The sequence below is a fragment of the Hydrogenophaga sp. genome (assembly GCF_035481345.1).
In the GTDB taxonomy this organism is placed as follows: domain Bacteria; phylum Pseudomonadota; class Gammaproteobacteria; order Burkholderiales; family Burkholderiaceae_C; genus Hydrogenophaga.
Window position 1 is genome coordinate 1 of record NZ_DATIGV010000217.1, and the last position, 17,819, is coordinate 17,819.

Annotated in this window: 21 protein-coding genes; 11 read left to right on the top strand and 10 right to left on the bottom strand. The window is 68.0% G+C overall.

What is annotated here, in order from left to right; genetic code table 11:
• Positions 1-185, bottom strand: a 185-nt coding sequence (locus tag VLG41_RS22405; RefSeq protein ID WP_325351592.1) for a hypothetical protein, incomplete at its 3' end; no start/stop codon positions are given.
• Positions 186-381: 196 nt separating this feature from the next.
• Positions 382-1,053 carry a FadR/GntR family transcriptional regulator gene (locus VLG41_RS22410; RefSeq protein ID WP_325351593.1) on the bottom strand — a complete coding sequence of 224 codons (672 nt, stop codon included), beginning with the start codon at positions 1,051-1,053 and terminating at the stop codon, positions 382-384.
• Positions 1,054-1,203: 150 nt separating this feature from the next.
• Between VLG41_RS22410 and VLG41_RS22415 the strand changes: the two genes are divergently transcribed.
• The 3 genes from VLG41_RS22415 (at position 1,204) to VLG41_RS22425 (ending at position 3,650) form a co-directional block, all read left to right on the top strand.
• Positions 1,204-2,076, top strand: a complete 873-nt coding sequence (locus tag VLG41_RS22415; RefSeq protein WP_325351594.1) for a fumarylacetoacetate hydrolase family protein — start codon at positions 1,204-1,206, stop codon at positions 2,074-2,076.
• 54 nt (positions 2,077-2,130) lie between these two features.
• Positions 2,131-3,114, top strand: coding sequence for a tripartite tricarboxylate transporter substrate binding protein (locus VLG41_RS22420; protein WP_325351595.1), 984 nt, complete (start codon positions 2,131-2,133; stop codon positions 3,112-3,114).
• Between the two features lie 236 nt (positions 3,115-3,350).
• Positions 3,351-3,650, top strand: coding sequence for a hypothetical protein (locus VLG41_RS22425; RefSeq protein WP_325351596.1), 300 nt, complete (start codon positions 3,351-3,353; stop codon positions 3,648-3,650).
• A gap of 92 nt (positions 3,651-3,742) precedes the next feature.
• On the opposite strand, the gene VLG41_RS22430 is transcribed toward VLG41_RS22425, so the two are convergent.
• On the bottom strand, positions 3,743-4,507 hold the full coding sequence (locus VLG41_RS22430; protein WP_325351597.1) for a helix-turn-helix domain-containing protein: 765 nt from the start codon (positions 4,505-4,507) through the stop codon (positions 3,743-3,745).
• A gap of 87 nt (positions 4,508-4,594) precedes the next feature.
• Between VLG41_RS22430 and VLG41_RS22435 the strand changes: the two genes are divergently transcribed.
• On the top strand, positions 4,595-5,347 hold the full coding sequence (locus VLG41_RS22435) for a class I SAM-dependent methyltransferase (RefSeq protein ID WP_325351598.1): 753 nt from the start codon (positions 4,595-4,597) through the stop codon (positions 5,345-5,347).
• Positions 5,348-5,554: 207 nt separating this feature from the next.
• On the top strand, positions 5,555-6,100 hold the full coding sequence (locus tag VLG41_RS22440) for a hypothetical protein (RefSeq protein ID WP_325351599.1): 546 nt from the start codon (positions 5,555-5,557) through the stop codon (positions 6,098-6,100).
• Positions 6,101-6,107: 7 nt separating this feature from the next.
• On the opposite strand, the gene VLG41_RS22445 is transcribed toward VLG41_RS22440, so the two are convergent.
• From VLG41_RS22445 to VLG41_RS22470, 6 genes are all read right to left on the bottom strand, one after another.
• Positions 6,108-6,416 (bottom strand): hypothetical protein, encoded by a 309-nt coding sequence (locus tag VLG41_RS22445; RefSeq protein WP_325351600.1) that lies wholly within the window; start codon positions 6,414-6,416, stop codon positions 6,108-6,110.
• Positions 6,417-6,521: 105 nt separating this feature from the next.
• Positions 6,522-8,270, bottom strand: coding sequence for a hybrid sensor histidine kinase/response regulator (locus tag VLG41_RS22450; RefSeq protein ID WP_325351601.1), 1,749 nt, complete (start codon positions 8,268-8,270; stop codon positions 6,522-6,524).
• Positions 8,271-8,277: 7 nt separating this feature from the next.
• Entirely contained in the window at positions 8,278-8,928 is a 651-nt protein-coding gene (locus tag VLG41_RS22455) for a response regulator transcription factor (RefSeq protein WP_325351602.1), read from the bottom strand.
• A 42-nt stretch (positions 8,929-8,970) separates the two neighbouring features.
• The gene (locus VLG41_RS22460; RefSeq protein ID WP_325351603.1) at positions 8,971-9,630 is read right to left on the bottom strand and encodes a hypothetical protein; all 660 of its coding nucleotides are present in this window, start codon (positions 9,628-9,630) and stop codon (positions 8,971-8,973) included.
• Between the two features lie 23 nt (positions 9,631-9,653).
• Positions 9,654-10,691, bottom strand: a complete 1,038-nt coding sequence (locus VLG41_RS22465) for an MlaD family protein (RefSeq protein WP_325351604.1) — start codon at positions 10,689-10,691, stop codon at positions 9,654-9,656.
• 1 nt (position 10,692) lies between these two features.
• Positions 10,693-11,499 (bottom strand): ABC transporter permease, encoded by an 807-nt coding sequence (locus tag VLG41_RS22470; RefSeq protein ID WP_325351605.1) that lies wholly within the window; start codon positions 11,497-11,499, stop codon positions 10,693-10,695.
• A 165-nt stretch (positions 11,500-11,664) separates the two neighbouring features.
• Here VLG41_RS22470 and VLG41_RS22475 point away from each other — a divergent pair, with 165 nt between their 5' ends.
• Positions 11,665-13,230: an acyl-CoA synthetase gene (locus VLG41_RS22475; RefSeq protein ID WP_325351606.1), complete on the top strand. Its 1,566-nt coding sequence runs from the start codon at positions 11,665-11,667 to the stop codon at positions 13,228-13,230.
• A gap of 42 nt (positions 13,231-13,272) precedes the next feature.
• Here the strand turns inward: VLG41_RS22475 and queG are convergent, their stop codons facing one another.
• A complete protein-coding gene (gene queG, locus VLG41_RS22480; protein ID WP_414652530.1) occupies positions 13,273-14,373 on the bottom strand; it encodes a tRNA epoxyqueuosine(34) reductase QueG in 1,101 nt (366 codons plus the stop codon).
• Between the two features lie 9 nt (positions 14,374-14,382).
• Here queG and tsaE point away from each other — a divergent pair, with 9 nt between their 5' ends.
• From tsaE to VLG41_RS22505, 5 genes are all read left to right on the top strand, one after another.
• Positions 14,383-14,910 (top strand): tRNA (adenosine(37)-N6)-threonylcarbamoyltransferase complex ATPase subunit type 1 TsaE, encoded by a 528-nt coding sequence (gene tsaE, locus VLG41_RS22485; protein WP_325351607.1) that lies wholly within the window; start codon positions 14,383-14,385, stop codon positions 14,908-14,910.
• Positions 14,907-16,370 carry an N-acetylmuramoyl-L-alanine amidase gene (locus tag VLG41_RS22490; RefSeq protein WP_325351608.1) on the top strand — a complete coding sequence of 488 codons (1,464 nt, stop codon included), beginning with the start codon at positions 14,907-14,909 and terminating at the stop codon, positions 16,368-16,370. Before tsaE ends, VLG41_RS22490 begins: the two co-directional genes overlap by 4 nt.
• Before the next feature lie 5 nt (positions 16,371-16,375).
• Complete coding sequence (locus VLG41_RS22495; protein ID WP_325351609.1) at positions 16,376-16,621, top strand: DUF167 domain-containing protein; 246 nt, start codon at positions 16,376-16,378, stop codon at positions 16,619-16,621.
• A gap of 340 nt (positions 16,622-16,961) precedes the next feature.
• A complete protein-coding gene (locus VLG41_RS22500; protein WP_325351610.1) occupies positions 16,962-17,084 on the top strand; it encodes a YHYH domain-containing protein in 123 nt (40 codons plus the stop codon).
• 98 nt (positions 17,085-17,182) lie between these two features.
• Positions 17,183-17,644 carry a DUF3592 domain-containing protein gene (locus VLG41_RS22505; RefSeq protein WP_325351611.1) on the top strand — a complete coding sequence of 154 codons (462 nt, stop codon included), beginning with the start codon at positions 17,183-17,185 and terminating at the stop codon, positions 17,642-17,644.
• Positions 17,645-17,819 lie beyond the last annotated feature (175 nt).

Sequence of the window (17,819 nt, forward strand, 5' to 3'; positions counted from 1 at the left end):
TTGGGCGCGGTCAGCACCGTGGGGCGCTGGTTGCCGGGGGCGCTGGGGTCGGCCACGATCTGCGCCCATGCCTGCGGGCTGGTGAGCGGGCTGCTCAGAACCAACGCCACGGCCCAATGCACAGCGCCTGCCAACCCACGCGTGGGCTTGAACACCACGCGGTGGTGCTTCTTCTGCTTCTTCACTCGTCCACTCCCTGATGTCGATCACTGCACCGTGCCCATGCACGGCGCGCGCGATCACATCAGGGGGAACGAAAACGGCCCATACCGCGAAGGCAGTAGGTGGGCCGGTTAAAGGCGGGATTCAGACAAGCTTCATGCGTTCATCACAACTGAAGCGCCCTGCCCCACCGACCGGTGCGGCGCGGTTCGCCGCGGCTCAGTGGCCGAGCAGGTTCTGCCGCACGCGCAGCAGGTGCGCCAGCGTCATTTCCTTCGCGCGCGCCGCGTCGCGATCGCGCAGGGCCTTCACGATCTCGCGGTGCTCGGCCTGGTAGGCCAGGCGGCGCTCGGGCGTCACGCTCTTCTTCTTGAGCTGGCCCCAGTCGCCCTGCGCGCGCACGGTCTTCATCAGCTCGAACACATTGGCCACGAAGCTGTTGTGCGCCGCGTCGGCGATGGCCTGGTGCAACTCGGCGTCCCAGTGCTCGAAGGCCTCCAGCGTGCTCGCGCGCTCGGCCTCGTCGCAGCAGTGGTCCATGCGCTGCAGGTCGGCCGTGTTGGCGTTGCGCACGGCCATGTCGATGATGGCCGGCTCCATCGCCAGGCGCGCCTCCATCAGCTCGGCCGGGCTGGTGTACCGCGAGGAGTCCTGCGCCACGCGCCGGCCCAGTTGGTCGCCCGCGCGCTCGCTCACGTAGGTGCCGCTGCCCACGGTCTGCTCGATCAGGCCCTGTTGCTTGAGCTCCAGCAAGGCCTTGCGCACCGTGGTGCGGCTCACGCCGTGCTGATCGGACAGCTCGCGCTCCGTGGGCAGGCGGTCGCCCGCGCGCCAGTGGCCGGACTGGAACTGGTCGAGAAGGGTCTGGCGCAGGTGGGTCGAGAGGCTCATGCGCGGCACTGTACCAAATCAGACCAATTGCGCTCAGCGAGCGTGCCCCAGGGTATTCCCGCAGTGGATCCGCTCCATGACGGCCTACTATTGCCGCTCTGGTACCAATTGGTATTTTTTGGTACCTGACATGAACCACCAGGAGATTTCGTGCGCATCGCCACCTTCGCCCATGAGGGCCAACGCCGCGTCGGCCTCGTCTCGGCCGACGGCCAGTCCGTCACCCCCTTCGACCTGTCGCCCGCCGACGCGCAGCGCGGCGCGCTGCCTCTGGTGGAGGCCGCGGCCGCCGGCCGCGCCCTGCCCGGTACCAAGCGCGCGCCCATCGCCTTGTCCGCCGTGCAACTGCAGGTGCCCATTCCCCTGCCCCGCCGCAACATCTGGTGCGTGGGCCGCAACTACCACGAGCACGCCAAGGAACTGCAGGGTTCGGTCTTCAAGAACAACAACGCCAACCCGGCGCAGTGGCCCATCGTCTTCACCAAGGTGCCCGAGTGCGTGGTCGGCCCTACCGATGCGGTGCGGCTGCCCGGCGAGGCCATCTCCCCGCAGATCGACTACGAGGCCGAACTGGCCGTGGTCATCGGCACCGGCGGCAAGAACATCGCCAAGGCCGACGCGATGAAGCACGTGTGGGGCTACACCATCGTCAACGACGTGACCGCGCGCGACGTACAGATGCGCCACCAGCAGTGGGACATGGGCAAGAGCTTCGACACCTTCTGCCCCATGGGGCCCTGGATCGTGACGGCCGACGAACTCGACGGCCAGCACACGCGCGTGCGCTGCTGGGTCAACGGCGAGCCTCGGCAGGATGGCCGCACCGAAGACCTGATCTTCGACATCCCCACGCTGATCGAGACCATCTCGCGCGGCATCACGCTCTACCCCGGCGACGTGATCGCCACCGGCACGCCCGCCGGCGTCGGCATGGGTTTGAGTCCGCCGCAGTTCCTCAAGGCCGGCGACGTGGTGCGCATCGAGATCGATGGCATCGGCCAGATCGAGAACCGCTTCGCCTGAACCTTTCTCTCCGCTTTTTTTCGCGCACACCACAACAGACAGGAGACACACGCCATGCAACGACGCGACTTCCACCGCCTGCTCGGCGCCTCGGCGGCCCTGGGCCTCACCGGCCTGGCCCCCGCCTTCGCGCAGGACCCGTACCCCAGCAAGCCCATCACCATGGTCGTGCCCTTCCCGCCCGGTGGCGTGGCCGACACCGTGGGCCGCCCCGTGGCCGAGGCCATGGGCCGGCACCTGAACCAGTCGGTGGTGGTCGTCAACCGCGGCGGCGCGGGCGGCGCCATCGGCATGGCGGCCGTGGCCAAGGCGCCGGCCGACGGCTACACCGTGCTCATGGCGCTCTCATCGTTGGTGGTGCTGCCCGAAGCCGACCGCATCCTCAACCGCCCCGCGCAGTTCGAGGTGAACCAGCTCGCCCCTATCGCGCGCATGACGGCCGACCCCACCGTGCTGGTGGTGCGAGCCGACAGCCCCTGGAAAACCTACGCCGAGTTCATCGCCTACGCCAAGGCCAACCCCGGGCGCATCACCTTCGGCTCCTCGGGCAACTACGGCACGATGCAGGTGCCCATGGAGCAGCTCAAGGCGGCCACCAACACCTTCATGCTGCACGTGCCCTACACCGGCGCGGGGCCGGCCATCGTGGGCCTGCTCGGCGGCCAGGTGGAGGCCCTGGCCAGCGGCCCGGCCAGCGTCGTCGGTCACATCAAGAGCGGGCGCATGCGCGCGCTGGCGCACTGGGGCGAAGGCCGCCTGGCCCTGCTGCCCGACGTGCCCAGCTTCAAGGAACTGGGCGTGAACATCAGCTACTCGCAATGGGCCGGCCTGTTCGCGCCGGCGGGCACGCCGCAGCCCGTGATCGACAAACTGCGCGAGGCCGCCCGCGCCGCTGCGCGCGACGAACGCACCGTACAGGTAATGACCACGGCTGGCACGCAGTTCCAGTACCAGGACGCGACCGAGTTCGACGCCTTCGTGAAGGCCGATGCGGCGGCGATGAAGGCGGTGGTGCAGCGCATCGGCAAGGTGAACTGAGGGATGCGCGGGGCGAGGGGCTCGGCCAGCCTCGCGCCGGCCGAAGCAACGCAAGCCGCAATGGGATGGCGCCTTACGGGAGTGGACTTTCTGGCCTTTCTGGCGGCCTCCATCTGCAGCCACAATGCCCCGCATGAAGCTGGTTTTCATCTATGGCCCCGTAGCCTCCGGAAAGCTGACGATTGCCAGGGCACTCGGGCGCTTGACCGGTTATGCGGTCTTTCACAATCACCTGATTGTGGATGCCGTTGCAGCGGCGCGTCGTCGAGAGCGTGGCTTGCGCCGGCGGCAGTACTCATTTTGTTCAGCTGACTGTGCCCGCCGATGTGCAGGAAGATCGCCTGACGGCGCCGAGTCGGGGGGAGTTTGGAAAACTGCAGTCCCTGCACCTGCTGCGTGAATTGCGTGCGCAATTCGAGGCGTCCGAGCGAGCGATGCCGAGAGGGCAAGTGGTCATAGACACCTCCGTCATTGACCCTGCAGGCGCCGCACGCCTGATTGTGGAAACCCTGGGCTTGCCTCAACAGCAGACGTAGCCAGCAAGCGAAGAACGGGAAAGTAGTCAGGACCAAACGCGCGCCTTCTCAGCGACTTTCCCACTACTTCAGCCCTAACACGTTGGTCGACGTCACGGCATTCTTCTGGTGTGGGATGGCGGGACCCCAAACGCGCGGGAATAGGCGCGGGAGAATGCCGCCGCACTGCTGAAGCCGACCATGGCAGAGACCGATTTGACGCTCCGGCCGACGCGCAACTCCGCCCTTCCCAGACACAGACGCCAGCCACTGAGATAGGCGATGGGCGATTTGCCTACGGCGCTGGTGAATGTCGAGATGAACTGACCGCGCGACATGTCCGCAATGAGGGCCAGTTCAGCGACCGTCCAATTCCGCGCCGGATCGTCATGCATGGCTACGAGGCTCTTATGCAGCCTCGGATGTGCAAGGCCAGCCAACATCCCGGCATCCACTGTTCCGTTTGCTATCGCTCTACGGACTGCCAAGACGACGACGATCTCACAAAGCCTCGCCCCCACGGTTCCACCACCACAGCGCGACACCTTCGCCTCGGCTACCACCAGTTCCGACAAGCCACGCAATTGCGGTTCTTCGATCAGCGAGAAGGACAGCTCATCAGGCAATGCGCCCACCAAGGGATTGCCACTGCCGCCGAAATCCACTTGGGCGGCAGCCCACAGGGCGGCTCCTTCTGGGAGCGCGGCAGTGAACCGAGCGCGGTAAAGCAGATGCGTCGGTTCTCCAACACCCCGCGCATCGATGATGAGGAGATTGGCGGTTTCAGCGGAATCGCACTGCTTCGCGGAGAGTGGGAATGCTCTGAGAAAAGCTGCCAGACGATCATGCTTTCGCGCCATTTCCGGACTCTCGATCATGCATTTCTTACGCTTCCTGATCACAAAGCTCCTATCCTATGTCCGACAGGGGATAGCCCGCAGAACGCAACCAACATGAGTGTCCTGATGCAGAGTTCCGCCGCCAAGTTTGACGCCTCTCGTGCCGACGAATATTCCCGTCAGAGTCGAATTGCTCTGGCCGGGTACGACGCCTGTCATGAACTATCCGCCTGCATGTTGTCGGCTGCTCTTGGCGCAGGAAGATCGGCCAAGGTTTTGGTCGTAGGGGCCGGTGGAACCGCGGGCGAAATCGTCGCAGCCGCACGGCTGGAACCACAATGGACATTCTGTGCGGTCGATCCATCGGGGCCGATGCTGGAGGTCGCTCAAGCCCACCTGATGGACGCCGGAGTGGCCGATCGCGTGGAGACGGTCCTGGGGACACTCGGCGATCTGCGTAGCGCCACATTGTTCGACGCTGCCATCATGATCGGCGTGTTGCACCACCTGCCTGGAGACGCGGCCAAACAGGAAATCCTGAGCCAGACTGCTTCCTGGCTGCAGCCGGGAGCGCCCCTGATCGTTGCGGGCAACTACCGGCACTATGCTTCCCAGCCGCTGCTCATGGCCGCCTGGGCGGCACGTTGGCGCATGAGCGGTGCGCAGCCCGAAGAGGTTCAGCTAAAGATGGCCAGGATCCTGCAAGGAGCCGAGCCGCCTCAATCAGAAGAGCGGGTCATCTCGCTGCTGAGCGATGCCGGATTCGACGAGCCGCTACGGTTCTTTTCAAGCCTGTTCTGGGGAGCGTGGCTGACCCGGGTCCGAGATGACAGCGCGACAGCCATTGCGCCCGCAGGCGTTGCCCTTGTCAGTCGGTAGCTATTTGACCCAGACGCCCAGGGCGCGGCGGTAAGCCACTGGCGGCGTGAGCGCTTGGTGGCGTTGGGCACATTTGCCATCGGCGGCCGGACCGGTTGCATGTGACCCCAGTCACTTCCCGCGCGACATTTCGCCTTCCACACTGGCAGGACCATGGCGCCCGCACCTTCGAGCGCTTCCCCACCCGCCCTTCGAGACAGGACCCTCATGCTGCCCGCCCCATTCAAGCGCTTGCCTCTGTATGGCTGCCTCGCGCTGACACCCGTGCTTGCCAGCGCGCAGATTGCCCCGCTGCTCACGACCGAACCGATGCGCAGCGTGCGCCAACTGGGTGACGGCGAGTTGAGCTGCGCGCAGATCCACGCGGAAACCCAGGCGCTGGAGAAGGCCGGCCAAGCGCACCAGGCAGAGGCCGCGCAGGCGCAGCAGGCCATGACGGACACGCAGAACGAGATGATGAAGCTCGCCAGCGAAGGCCGGGGGGGCGTGGGGTCCGCCATCGGCGGCAGTTTGCTGGGGCTGATACCCGGTGGCGGCCAGGTGCAGGGCTACGCCATGCAGGCCGCCGCCGAGGCGCGAAGGGCCGGCATGCAGGACAACACCAACAAGATGATGCAGGCGCAGACGCGCCTGGTGAATGCGGAACAGGCGCTGGAGCACGTGCAGGCGCGCAGCGAGCACCTGGTGGACCTGTTCCTGAAGAAGGGCTGCAAGCTGTCGGAAGTGAAGGCCGCGGCGGCCGCGGCCCGGTGACTGCGCGTCAGCGGCAGTTCTGATCGAAGGTGGTCGTCATGGTGTCGATCACCGCCGGACGCACCTTGAGCCAGGCCTCGGCCTTCATGCGGTTGGCGTTGGCCTCGCATTGCACGTGCGCGGGGGCTGGCGGCTTCTGCGGCATCAGGCGGATCAGGCCGGACAAGGCCTCGCAATACTGCTTGAAGTCCTTCTTCTGCAAGGCGTTGTCGCGTTGGGCACGCAGCTTGTCGTGTGCGTCGCACGACGGATCCGTCGCGGCGATGGACACGGTGGTGAGCAAGGACAAGGCGAGGCCGAGAACCGGTTTGAGCATGGGGGTGGGTCCGCGTGGGACTTGGGTTGAACAGACGGCCCCGAGTGTCGATGTGCGCCCTGCCCGGCGTAAGTGACCCGGGTCACATGCGCCAGTAACGGCGGATCAGCGCGCCAGCGCGTCCAGCAGTTGCTGCGTCTGCACCGGCTTGTGCAGGAAGGGCACGCCGCTGGCCTTGATCTCGCTGATGCGCTGGGGCGCGGTCTCACCGGTCACCAGCAAGGTGCGCAGGTGCGGCGCGCTGCTGCGCAGCGCCATCAGGAACGCCAGACCATTGCTGTCGCCCGGCAGGCGGTCGTCGGAGACGACGGCCTCGATGGGGTTCGCGGCCAGCAGTTGCCGCGCCTGCGGCAGGTCGCTGGCGCCATGCACGGTGCAACCGCACGACGAGAGCAGCAGGCTCAGCGCCTCGCGTCCCACCCGCTCGTCATCGACGATCAGCACGTGGCGCGGCAGGCGCCCTTCGCTCGCCACGGGGTCGACCACCGCCGGTCCTGCCAGCGCGGGTGCTCCGTCAACGGCCCGTGGCACCCACACCCGAAAACGCGTGCCCCGCGAGGGCGTGGACGACAGCTCGATGGGGTGCTCCAGCAAACCCGACAGCCGCTTGACGATGGACAGGCCGATGCCCAGGCCGGCGGCGCGGTCGCGCTGCGGGTTGTCCAACTGGTAGAACTCGTCGAACACGCGCGCCTGGTGCTCGCGGGCGATGCCGATGCCGGTGTCGATGACCTCGAAGCAGACCCAGCCGCAGCGCGCCACGGGCGCGCCCGCGCGCGTCGCGATCAGCACGCCGCCACTGCGCGTGTACTTGATGGCGTTGTCGATGAGGTTGCCGAGCAGGCGCGTGAGCAGCAAGGCATCGCTCATCACGGCCAGATCGCCCGGTGCACGAAAGCGGATCTGCAGATCGCGCGCCTGCGCGCTGCCGGCGAAGGTGTGGCTCAGCGAGAGGAACAGCCCGTGCACGCGAACGGCCTCGACGCGGGGCTGCACCGCGCCCGCGTCCAGCAGCGAGATGTCGAGCATGGTGTCGAGCGACTGGTTGAGCAGGCGCACCGAATGGCTCAGGCGGGTGACGGTCTGCGCGCTGTCCGGGTCCAGCCGCGAACGCTCCAGCACCGAGGTGAACAGCGAGATGGCGTGCAGCGGTTGGCGCAGGTCGTGGCTGGCGGAGGCGAGGAAGCGGCTCTTCTCCCGGTTGGCGTTCTCCACCAGTTCCACCTGTTGTTCCAGGCGGCGGGCCAGGTCCTCCTTCTCGAAGCGCACCGTCAGCGATTGCTCGAGCAGATCGGCTTGCTGGAAGGTCCACTTGAGCGTCATCACCAGAAAGAGCGCCATGCAGGCGGCCAGCACCCAGCCGACCAGGCCACCGTGCCAGAGGCAGGCGCTGACCATGCCCGCGCCGGCCGGCAGGCTGAAGGCGGCAATGGTCTGGCGGTGGGTGGAGACGATCGCGGAGCCCAGCGAGACCGCGCCCATGATGAAGATGGAGATCAGCACGGTGTCGTCGGTGCTGCGGTGGGCGCTCAGCATCCAGGGCGCCAGGCCCCACATGCTGCCCAGCAGCAGGATGTCGCGCACACGGCCGCGGAGGATGTCGGGCAGTTCGTGGTCCGGCAGCGGGCCATGGGCCTGCAACCGGCGCCGCCGCAGGTAGGTGGCGGCCACGACGGCGCAGAACAGACCGAGCCAGACCAGCGCCAGCACGGAGGTCCATTTCAGATAGAAGACCAGCGCCAGCGGCGTGGCGAAAGGAATGGGCGAGAGGATGCGCACCGGCCCGGTCTTCTGCAGCAGCAGTTCGAGCCGGATGCGCTGCACGGCCACGCGGGTCGACGTCTCCTCGCTCAAGGCCGGCTCATACAAACAGCCCGATCAACTCGGCCCTGGACCGCACGTTGAAGGCGAGGAAGACCGTGGACACGCAGTTCTTCACCGACCCGAGCGCCAGGCCGGTTTCGGCGGCGATGGCCTGGTTGTCGAGGCCGCCCAGGATGAGCTCGAGCACCTGCACCTGGCGGTCGCTGAGGCGGATGCCCGGCCGCAGACGCCGGCTGCGGGCCAGCGCGTCGCCGTGTGTCGCGGGCGCCTCGTCCGTCGCGGCGTCGGCGCCCGTCGCGGCGCGTTCGATGGTGTCGAGCAGGCCCTTCAGGTCGCCGGTGTCACCGGTCTTGCAGAAGTACCCCACCGCGCCGTGCGCGCGAGCCTCGTCGCGCACGCGCGCATCGTTCGAGCCCGAGACCACGGCGATCGGCAGGCGCGGGTGGCGTTGGCTCAGCAGCCGCAGCCCGGCGAGGCCGCGCGTGTCGCCCAGGTTCAGGTCGAGCAGCATCAGGAACACCTCGTCCGTGCGCTCCTCTAGGAAGCGCAGGGCCTGCTCCAGGCTGTGCGCCTCGGCCACGTGAAAGCGCTCGCCGAAATGCTGGCCGATGACCTGGCGCAGTCCCACGCGCACCAGCTCGTGGTCGTCGACGCTCAGGATGGTTCGCCGAAGCCGGAGTTCAGGCATCACCGGATCGGCCCTTGCGCTCTGTCGCCCACGCTGCCCGCCTCAGCGCCCGGCGGCGCGCGGCGCCACGGCGTCGATGCGCCGTTGCAGGCGCTCAGCGGTGGCCGTGTCGCCCGCCGCTTGCGCGCTGCGCTGCTGCACCAGCAGCCAGGCCAGCAAGGGCCGCGGCCAGCCCTGGCTTGAGGCGGTGTCCACCGCCAGTTGCACCAAGGCCGGACTGGCTTGTGCGCGCCGCAGGGCCGCACCGGCGGCCACGAGCCGGGTGATGGGGTCTTCCACGCCCTGCAGGGCCGAGGCCGGATCGGCCGCCGCGAGCGCGGCGCGGTGGGCCGCCGGCAGGCGCTCGGCGTCGCCCGCTTGCAGGCGGTTGGCCAGGTAGCGCGCGTAGGCCGCGTCCTCGGGCGTGGCGTCGGCCGCCAGGGCGTCGAAGCCCGAGCAAGGCTCGAACACCAGCGTGGCCACGCGCAGCGCGCAGCGGTGCAGTTCGGCACGGGCGACCAGGTCGAGCTGGCCGGTGCGCGCCACGGCCGCGCGGGCGCGGGTGAACTCAGCGCTTTCCACCGCGTCGCGGCCTTCCAGCCAGGCGATGGCCGACGCATCCAGCGAGCTGCGCGCGCTCATCTGCCAGGCCGGCGTGGGCGGGCCGCTGGAACACGCGGCCAGCGCGAACGAGAGAAACACCAGGGCGAGAACGCGACTCACGGGGCGGCTCATCGAAAGTCGTCTCATGGCAGCTTGATCTCCGTGTCGCGCGCGAACGGCCACTTGCGGTTGATCTCATCGATCAGGCCGTCGATCTTGCGCAGGCTGCTTTCCACGTCGGCGCGCAGCGGGCCGAGGTCGGTGGTGGCCTCGCGCGCGTTGCTGGCCACGCCCTGGGCTTCCACCAGCACGGCGTCCAGCTTTTTCAGGCTGCCCCGCGCCTGTTCCAGCAGGCCGTTCATCTGCACCACGGTGGCGCGCACGTCGCCCACCACACTGCCCTCGCCCGGCTTGGCGCCCTGGCCGAAGACCTGGCGGTCGGCGTTGGCCACCAGGCTGTCCAGCCGCGCGGCCAGACCGTCGGCGCGGGCGATGAGCGCGTTGCTGCGCTCGATGGCCTGGCTGAGCTGCTTCGCGTCGGCCTCGTTGCCCACCAGCAGGCCCAGGGCGCCTTGCGGGCCGTTGAGTTTCTCAGTGGTGGCGCGCAGGTTGGCCAGGGTGGTTTGCAGGGCCGCGTCCTCGCGGGTGATGGCGTTGAGGTTGTCCAGCAGCGAGCGCGCCGCCGCCGTGAGCTGCGGGATCTCGGCCGCCACGTCGCCGCGCAGCACGGTGCGCTCGGCGCCGTCTTCCAGGGGCGGGTCGTCCAGCACGCCGCTGAAGGCGCGGATGCGCGTGCCGCCCACCAGGCTGCGCTCCATGGTGAAGATGCTGGAGGTGCGCAGCCATTTCCCGTCGCGCTCGCGCACGTCGATCAGGATGCGCGCGTTGCCGTCGGCGCCCAGCTCCACACGCGCCACGCGGCCGATGGGGAAGCCCGCGAAGGTCATGTCCATGCCCACGGTCACGCCCTCGGCGTCGTCGGCGATCAGCACCACGCGCTGGGTGGGCTCGAACACGCCGCGCGCAAACATCACGAATACCACCGACCCCAGCACCAGCACCAGGGTCAGCGCCATCAGCAGCGCGGCCTTGAACTCCAGGCCGCGCACGGGCGGCGGCTCGGGCACCAGGGGTTCGTCGCCTTCCGGGGTGTGGTTGGGGGCGCGGTCGTGTTCGCTCATGTCAGTAGTAATTTCCCACCAGGGAGGCGATCTCGATCATCAGCAGCACGGAGAACAGCCGCGCGAATTCGAGCATTTCGCTGCGCATGCCGTAGCGGCCCTGCTCGTCGGGCTCGGCCGCGGCGGCCAGCGGCACCACGGCCACGGCCAGGCTGAAGAAGGCCGTCTTGAGCAGGAAGATCAGCGAGACCACGGAGTTGAACACGCGGCCCACGTCGTAGGTGTAGGACGGCACCGCCCAGGGCGACAGCCCGTGCACCACGAGGTAGGTGATCACCAGGGCCACCACGCCCGACAGGGCGGCCAGCAGCACCACGGCGTGCACGCTGGCCAGGGCGCGCGGCAGCAGCGTGCCGGCCAGGCCGGCGATGCCGGGGATGTGGCGGCCCGAGCGCTGGCGCAGGTCGAGCTGGTAGCGCAACTGCTCGGCGCCGGGCATGGCGTGGCGCAGGGCCACGAACAGGGCCGCGAAGAGCGGGATCAACTCCAGCACCAGGGTGCGCACCAGCAGCTCCAGCGCGTACTGCGTGAGGCCGTAGCTGCTGGCCGTGGCCGTGACGATGCGGATGAGGACCAGGCTGATGAGGGCCGACAGCACCAGGAACCAGGGCAGCAAGGGCAACACCGCCGACACCTGGTGCGACAGCACAGTGCGCGAGCGCCCGCCGGTGTAACTGCCGGGCGAGAGCATCAGCACGGTGATCTGCGCACCCATCTGCAGGGTGTGCCACCAGGCCACCACCTGGGCGCGGCCGCGCCGCGTCTGGCGCCGAAAACCCTGGTCCACGTCGGAGGTGATGCCACGCATGCGGCGCATGATAGCCAGCGCCGCTGTCGCCCCCCAACCGTCTCAAGCTGAGAAAACCGCGGTCACCCCGGCGACAACATGGTGAAAACGCCGATGGGCAAGATGCGCGGTGACGCTCCAATCGGCAGCACGTTCCCGCACAGGATTCCTCCAGGAGACACAACAATGCCCGACACCATCGCACCCGTGGTGCGCCGCCAGACCATCGCCGACGCCCTGCACCGCACCGCCCTGCGCCTGCCCGACAAGCTGGCCATCGCCTGCGGCAGCACGCGCTGGACCTATGCCGACTTCAACGCCCTCGTCTCGCGCCTGGCCGCCGGCCTGGCCCACCTGGGCGTGGAGGAAGGCGACCGCGTGGCCGTGCTGGCGCGCAACTCGCACGGCTTCGCGGCGCTGCGCTTCGCCATCGCGCGCCGGGGCGCGGTGCTGGTGCCCATCAACTTCATGCTCAAGGCCGACGAGGTGGCCTACATCCTGCGCCACGCGGGCGCCAAGACCCTGGCCACCGACAGCGGCCTGGCCGAACTGGCCCGCTCCGCCGCCGCGCAGGACACCGCAGTGGAACGCTTCATCTGGCTGCCCAGCGAAGACCCCACGGAGCCCGACCCGTCCATGCACCGCTTCGACCACCTGGCCGCCTGCGCCGAGCCCCTGCCCGAGGTGGCGCTGCAGAGCACCGACCTGGCGCAGATCGTCTACACCAGTGGCACCGAGTCCATGCCCAAAGGCGCCATGCTCACGCACGACGCGGTGCTGTGGCAGTACGTGAGCTGCGTGATCAACGCCGAGATTGCCGAAGCCGACGTGGCCCTGCACGCCCTGCCGCTGTACCACTGCGCGCAGCTTGACGTGTTCTTCGGTCCGGCCATCTACATCGGCAGCAGCAATGTCATCACTGGCAAGCCCGTGCCCGACCACCTGCTCAACCTGCTGGAACAGCACCGCATCACCAGCTTCTTCGCGCCGCCCACGGTGTGGATCGCGCTGCTGCGCTCGCCGGCCTTCGACGCCGCGCGGCTGAAGGCCCTGGCCAAGGGCTACTACGGCGCGTCCATCATGCCGGTGGAGGTGCTGAAGGAGCTCGCCTCGCGCCTGCCGGCGGTGCGGCTGTGGAACCTGTACGGCCAGACCGAGATCGCGCCGCTGGCCACCATGCTCGGCCCCGACGATCAGTTGCGCAAACCCGGCTCCTGCGGCAAGGCCGTGCTCAACGTGGAGACGCGCGTCGTCAACGACCTGATGGAGGACGTGATGCCCGGCGAGGTGGGCGAGGTGGTGCACCGCTCGCCGCACCTCATGCTGGGCTACTTCAACGACCCCGAGAAAACCGCGTCGGCCTTCTCGGGCGACTGGTTCCACAGCGGCGACCTGGCCACGCTGGACGATGAGGGCTACATCACCATCGTCGACCGCAAGAAGGACATGATCAAGACCGGCGGCGAGAACGTGGCCAGCCGCGAGGTGGAGGAAATGATCTACCGCCTGGGCGCGGTGAGCGAGGTGGCGGTGATCGGCCTGGCCGACCCGAAGTGGGTGGAGGCGGTGACGGCGGTGGTCGTCGTGAAGGCCGGCCAGTCGCTCACCGAGGACGAGGTCATCGCCCACTGCAACGCGAACATGGCGGGCTTCAAGAGCCCGAAGCGCGTGGTGTTCACCGACGCACTGCCCAAGAACCCCAGTGGGAAGCTGCTCAAGCGGGAGCTGCGGCTGCGCTACGCCTCCAGTTGAGGCCCCGTCCGCGCGGGCTCACAGGCCACACGGGGCCGACGGTCAGCGCGGCTCGTGGGCGTGCTTCGGCGCCTGGGCCAGCGCCCAGGCCACGTGCTCGCGCACCAGTTCGCTCGGGTCGTCAGCCCGCGCCTGCAGGGCCTGCCGCACCGCCTCATCCCCCGTCGCCCGCAACGCATTGCCCAGGCCCACCGCCAGGTTTCGCAGCCAGCGCTCGTGCCCGATGCGGCGGATCGCGCTGCCCTCGGTGCGGCGCAGGAACTCCTCTTCGCTCCAGGCGAAGAGTTCGACCAGCGTGGCGCCGCTCAGGCCCTCGCGCGCATCGAAATCGGGCAGCGTGGCGCGCTGCGCGAACTTGTTCCAGGGGCACACCAGCTGGCAGTCGTCGCAGCCGTAGATGCGGTTGGCCATGGCCGGGCGCAGCTCGGTCGGAATGGGCCCCGCGTGCTCGATGGTGAGGTAGCTGATGCAGCGCCGTGCGTCCACGCGCTGCGGGCCGGTGATGGCCTGCGTGGGGCACACGTCGATGCAGGCGCTGCAACTGCCGCAGTGGTCGGTGACGGGCGCCGACGGCGGCAACGCCAGGTCCACGTAGATCTCGCCGAGGAAGAACATGGAGCCCGCCTCGCGGTGCAGCGTCAGCGTGTGCTTGCCGCGCCAGCCGATGCCGCTGCGCGAGGCCAGCTCCACCTCCAGCACCGGGGCCGAGTCGGTGAACACGCGGTGGCCGAAGGGGCCGATGGCCTCGGCGATGCGCTCGGACAGTTGCTGCAGGCGCGCGCGCAGCACCTTGTGGTAGTCCCGCCCGCGGGCATAGACCGAGACGATGGCCTCGCCCGGGCGCTGCAGGCGGGCCCATTCCTGGTCCACCCAATCGGGCGGCGTGTCGCGCGGCAGGTAGTCCATGCGCGCGGTGATCACGCTCAGCGTGCCTGGCACCAGCTCCGCGGGGCGGGCGCGTTTGAGGCCGTGCGCGGCCATGTAGGCCATCTCACCGTGGCATCCAGCCGACAACCAGGCCATCAATCCCGGTTCTGCGGCCCGCAGATCCACCCCGGCCACCCCGATTTGGGAGAATCCGAGCTGTCGTCCCCAAGCACGCAACTGCGAGACGAGTTGAGCAGCATCCAACACAGCCTTCATGGGGCGCCGATGGTAGCAACGGCCCCCGCCACCTGGCAGGGCCGCTGGGCCCACGAAGCCGATACGCAGGCCTTTGCCCAGCGCCTGGCCCTGTGCCCCGCCGTGGCCCACGCCACCATCGCCCTGCACGGCGACCTCGGCGCCGGCAAGACCACCTTCGTGCGCCACCTGCTGCGCGCGCTCGGCGTCAGCGGCCGCATCAAGAGCCCCACCTACGCGGTGGTGGAGCCGCACACCAGCGTCGACTGCCCCCTGATGCCCGCGGGTGAATCCCTGTCCATCTGGCACTTCGACTTCTACCGCTTCAGCGACCCGCGCGAATGGGAAGAGGCGGGTTTTCGGGAACTGTTCGCCAGCGCGGGCCTCAAGCTGGTCGAGTGGCCCGAGCGCGCCGCGGGATTTTTGCCCCCCATCGACCTGGACCTGCACATCGACCCCGACCCGATGATCAACGACCCCGAGCACGACGACGCGCGCCTGGTGCGCGCCGTTGCCCGAACCCCCGCCGGCCACCTTCTGCTGGAAGCGGTCACATGACGGGGCCGACCGACCGCTCCACCCTCCCCCGCCGCGCCCTGCTGCAGGCCGGCACCCTGGTGCTGCTGCTGGGCAAGGCGCACATCGCGCGTGGCGCCAACGTGGTGGCCGTGCGCATGTGGCCGGCCGAGGACTACACCCGCGTCACCATCGAAAGCGACGCGCTGCTCAAGACCAACTCCTTCATGGTGAAGGACCCGCCGCGCCTGGCGGTGGACATCGAGGGCGTGGACCTGTTGCCCGGCCTGCGCGAACTCGTGGGCCAGCTCAAGTCCGACGATCCCAACATCGCCGGCCTGCGCGTGGCGCAGAACGCGCCCAACGTCGTGCGCCTGGTCATCGACCTCAAGCACGACATCAAGCCGCAGATCTTCAACCTGCAACCCGTGGCCGCCTACCAGCACCGCCTGGTGTTCGACCTCTACCCCGCCGCGCCGCCCGACCCCTTGTTGCAGATGGTGGCGCAGCGCACCCAGGGCGACGCCGCCGCCAGCGAGCGCGCCGCGCGTCTGCTGGGCCTGGAGACCGAAGGCCTGGCCCGCACCCAGCCGCACGACCCGCTGGGCGACCTGATCGAACGCAGCCAGCGCGGCGGCACCACGCCACCCGACGCCCCCGCCGACGCGGCCCCCACACCGCCGAGCGAACCCACGGCCGTGGCCAAGGCCCCGCTGCCGCCCGGTCCCAGCAAACAGCGCCCTGGGGGCGGTGGCGCGGTCGGCAAGCCCAAGCCCACCGAACGCCTCATCGTCGTCGCGCTCGACCCCGGGCACGGCGGCGAAGACCCCGGCGCCATCGGCCCCAAGGGCACGCAGGAGAAACAGGTGGTGCTGCAGATCGCGCGCAAGCTGCGCGACCGCATCAATGACACCACCGTCAAGGGCAACCCCATGCGCGCCTTCATGACGCGCGACGCCGACTTCTTCGTGCCCCTGCAGACGCGCGTGGCCAAGGCCCAGCGCGTGCGCGCCGATCTTTTCATCAGCATCCACGCCGACGCCTTCTACAGCCCCCGGCCGCAAGGTGCCAGCGTCTACGCGCTCAGCATGCGCGGCGCCAGCTCCGCCGCGGCGCGCTGGATCGCCGACAAGGAAAACAACGCCGACCTGGTGGGCGGCCTGAACGTGCGCGCGCAGAACGCCACTGTCCAGCGCGCCCTGCTCGACATGAGCACCACCGCGCAGATCAACGACAGCCGCAAGATCGCCACCAACCTGCTGGGCGAGGTGGGCCGCCTGGGCAAGCTGCACAAGCCCCGCGTGGAGCACGCCAACTTCGCGGTGCTGCGCGCGCCTGATATCCCCAGCGTGCTGGTGGAAACCGCCTTCATCAGCAACCCCGACGAAGAACGCCGCCTGCGCGACCCCAAGTACCAGGACGACCTGGCCGATGCGCTGCTGCGCGGCATCGTGAAGTACTTCGAAGCCAACCCGCCGCTGGCGCGCAACCGGCCGATCTGAGCGGCGTGGCTTCCACCGTGGCGACCCGGATCATCGAGGTGCTGGTGAAACCCAACGCGCGGGTGAGCGAGTTGGTGGAGAACGGGGATGGGACCTTCACCGCCCGACTCAAGTCGCCGCCGGTGGATGGGAAGGCGAACGAGGAATTGATCGGGCTGGTCGCCAAGCGCTTCGGATGCGCCAAGTCGGGGGTGGGGATCAAGACGGGGGCTTCGGGGCGGAGGAAGCGCTTGGTGATCGACGGGGGGTGAAGGGGCGGGTCGGCTACAAACTGAGTTCCACTTGCGGGGCGGTCGCAACGAATATGCGCTCTATGCCTCGCTGCTGTCGTTCGTCGCTACCGCGACTGCGTGGATCGGGTCGTCGCATGCGACGTGCCAACTTGGCTGCCGCATTCCTTCATCTTCAGAACTCCAACTTTCTCACGCGAGTGGTCATCGCTCCCACATATTGAGGATATCGCCAGGGCGTCGATCTCCTTAGATTTACATGGCGCACTGTGTGGGCGCGTGGCTTCTCGATTCGCGGTGCTCGCTTAGCCCTTGGCACGAGAAGATTCGAATTTGTCTCAACCCGAAAAGGAGATCGGTTATGAGGAAAGGAATTGCTTTGCTCTTGCTGGCATTGGCAGCAGTCTCATTTGCTCATGCACACTCAGGCGGCACTGATAAGAACGGCTGCCATGCTGGCTCTAAGCCGTATCACTGTCACTAGAGTGCCCAATCGGCTAAGGGCGTTAGGAGTTGCGCTGCCTCCCGCTATCGTGGTGGCGCTCAGCGGCAAAGCTCACACTTCAGGACTCACAGCTCGCCATGAAACCCTTGTTGCTCTTTCTCGTCATAGCGATCATTTCCGCATGGTTCTTTGGCAGTGACGAACTGGACACCTACGCAAGAGAATCTAAGATCAGCGTCGCGCCCAGGTACGCCACGGGAGTTGTCAGCGAGACACTGAAGTCCGAGAGTCGAAGGGGACTGCGTTCGTTCCGGGTCCGCTATCAGTTCATGGTTGATGGGAAACAGTACTTCTCGACCACCACCGAAACGGACGAGCAAGGCGCAGCGAGCTACGTACTGAGTGGGCCGACGCTGATCGCCTACGATGCACGTGACCCTCGCACCAACACGCTGAAGCAGTACTACGACCACCGACAAAGGAGACAGCCGCTATGGCAGGCGCTTGTCATAGTTGGCATCCTCTCGGTCGCCATCGCCCTACCGACGTCTCTTCTCCTCAGTTGGCGTTTCGGTTGGTTCAAGCGCAGGCCCCGGTAAGGCCGTCCCTTAGCTGAAGCGGCACCTTCACAAGAACGTCGCTTGGCCTTAATGTTGAATGGCTGCTTCAGAAATCGCGCAAAGGCCGCTCTCGGCGGCCGCGGCCAACCGCGGCGAGATGTCGACCGGCAGCAACCGCTGTGATGCCAAAGACCGGGTTCCAAGAGACTGCTCA

Coding starts and splice junctions, on each gene's coding strand:
- VLG41_RS22410 (WP_325351593.1), bottom strand. CDS start 1,053: ATGAGCCTCTCGACCCACCTGCGCCAGACCCTTCTCGACCAGTTCCAG.
- VLG41_RS22420 (WP_325351595.1), top strand. CDS start 2,131: ATGCAACGACGCGACTTCCACCGCCTGCTCGGCGCCTCGGCGGCCCTG.
- VLG41_RS22430 (WP_325351597.1), bottom strand. CDS start 4,507: ATGATCGAGAGTCCGGAAATGGCGCGAAAGCATGATCGTCTGGCAGCT.
- VLG41_RS22435 (WP_325351598.1), top strand. CDS start 4,595: ATGCAGAGTTCCGCCGCCAAGTTTGACGCCTCTCGTGCCGACGAATAT.
- VLG41_RS22440 (WP_325351599.1), top strand. CDS start 5,555: ATGCTGCCCGCCCCATTCAAGCGCTTGCCTCTGTATGGCTGCCTCGCG.
- VLG41_RS22445 (WP_325351600.1), bottom strand. CDS start 6,416: ATGCTCAAACCGGTTCTCGGCCTCGCCTTGTCCTTGCTCACCACCGTG.
- VLG41_RS22455 (WP_325351602.1), bottom strand. CDS start 8,928: ATGCCTGAACTCCGGCTTCGGCGAACCATCCTGAGCGTCGACGACCAC.
- VLG41_RS22465 (WP_325351604.1), bottom strand. CDS start 10,691: ATGAGCGAACACGACCGCGCCCCCAACCACACCCCGGAAGGCGACGAA.
- VLG41_RS22470 (WP_325351605.1), bottom strand. CDS start 11,499: ATGCGTGGCATCACCTCCGACGTGGACCAGGGTTTTCGGCGCCAGACG.
- VLG41_RS22475 (WP_325351606.1), top strand. CDS start 11,665: ATGCCCGACACCATCGCACCCGTGGTGCGCCGCCAGACCATCGCCGAC.
- queG (WP_414652530.1), bottom strand. CDS start 14,373: ATGAAGGCTGTGTTGGATGCTGCTCAACTCGTCTCGCAGTTGCGTGCT.
- tsaE (WP_325351607.1), top strand. CDS start 14,383: ATGGTAGCAACGGCCCCCGCCACCTGGCAGGGCCGCTGGGCCCACGAA.
- VLG41_RS22490 (WP_325351608.1), top strand. CDS start 14,907: ATGACGGGGCCGACCGACCGCTCCACCCTCCCCCGCCGCGCCCTGCTG.
- VLG41_RS22500 (WP_325351610.1), top strand. CDS start 16,962: ATGAGGAAAGGAATTGCTTTGCTCTTGCTGGCATTGGCAGCAGTCTCA.
- VLG41_RS22505 (WP_325351611.1), top strand. CDS start 17,183: ATGAAACCCTTGTTGCTCTTTCTCGTCATAGCGATCATTTCCGCATGG.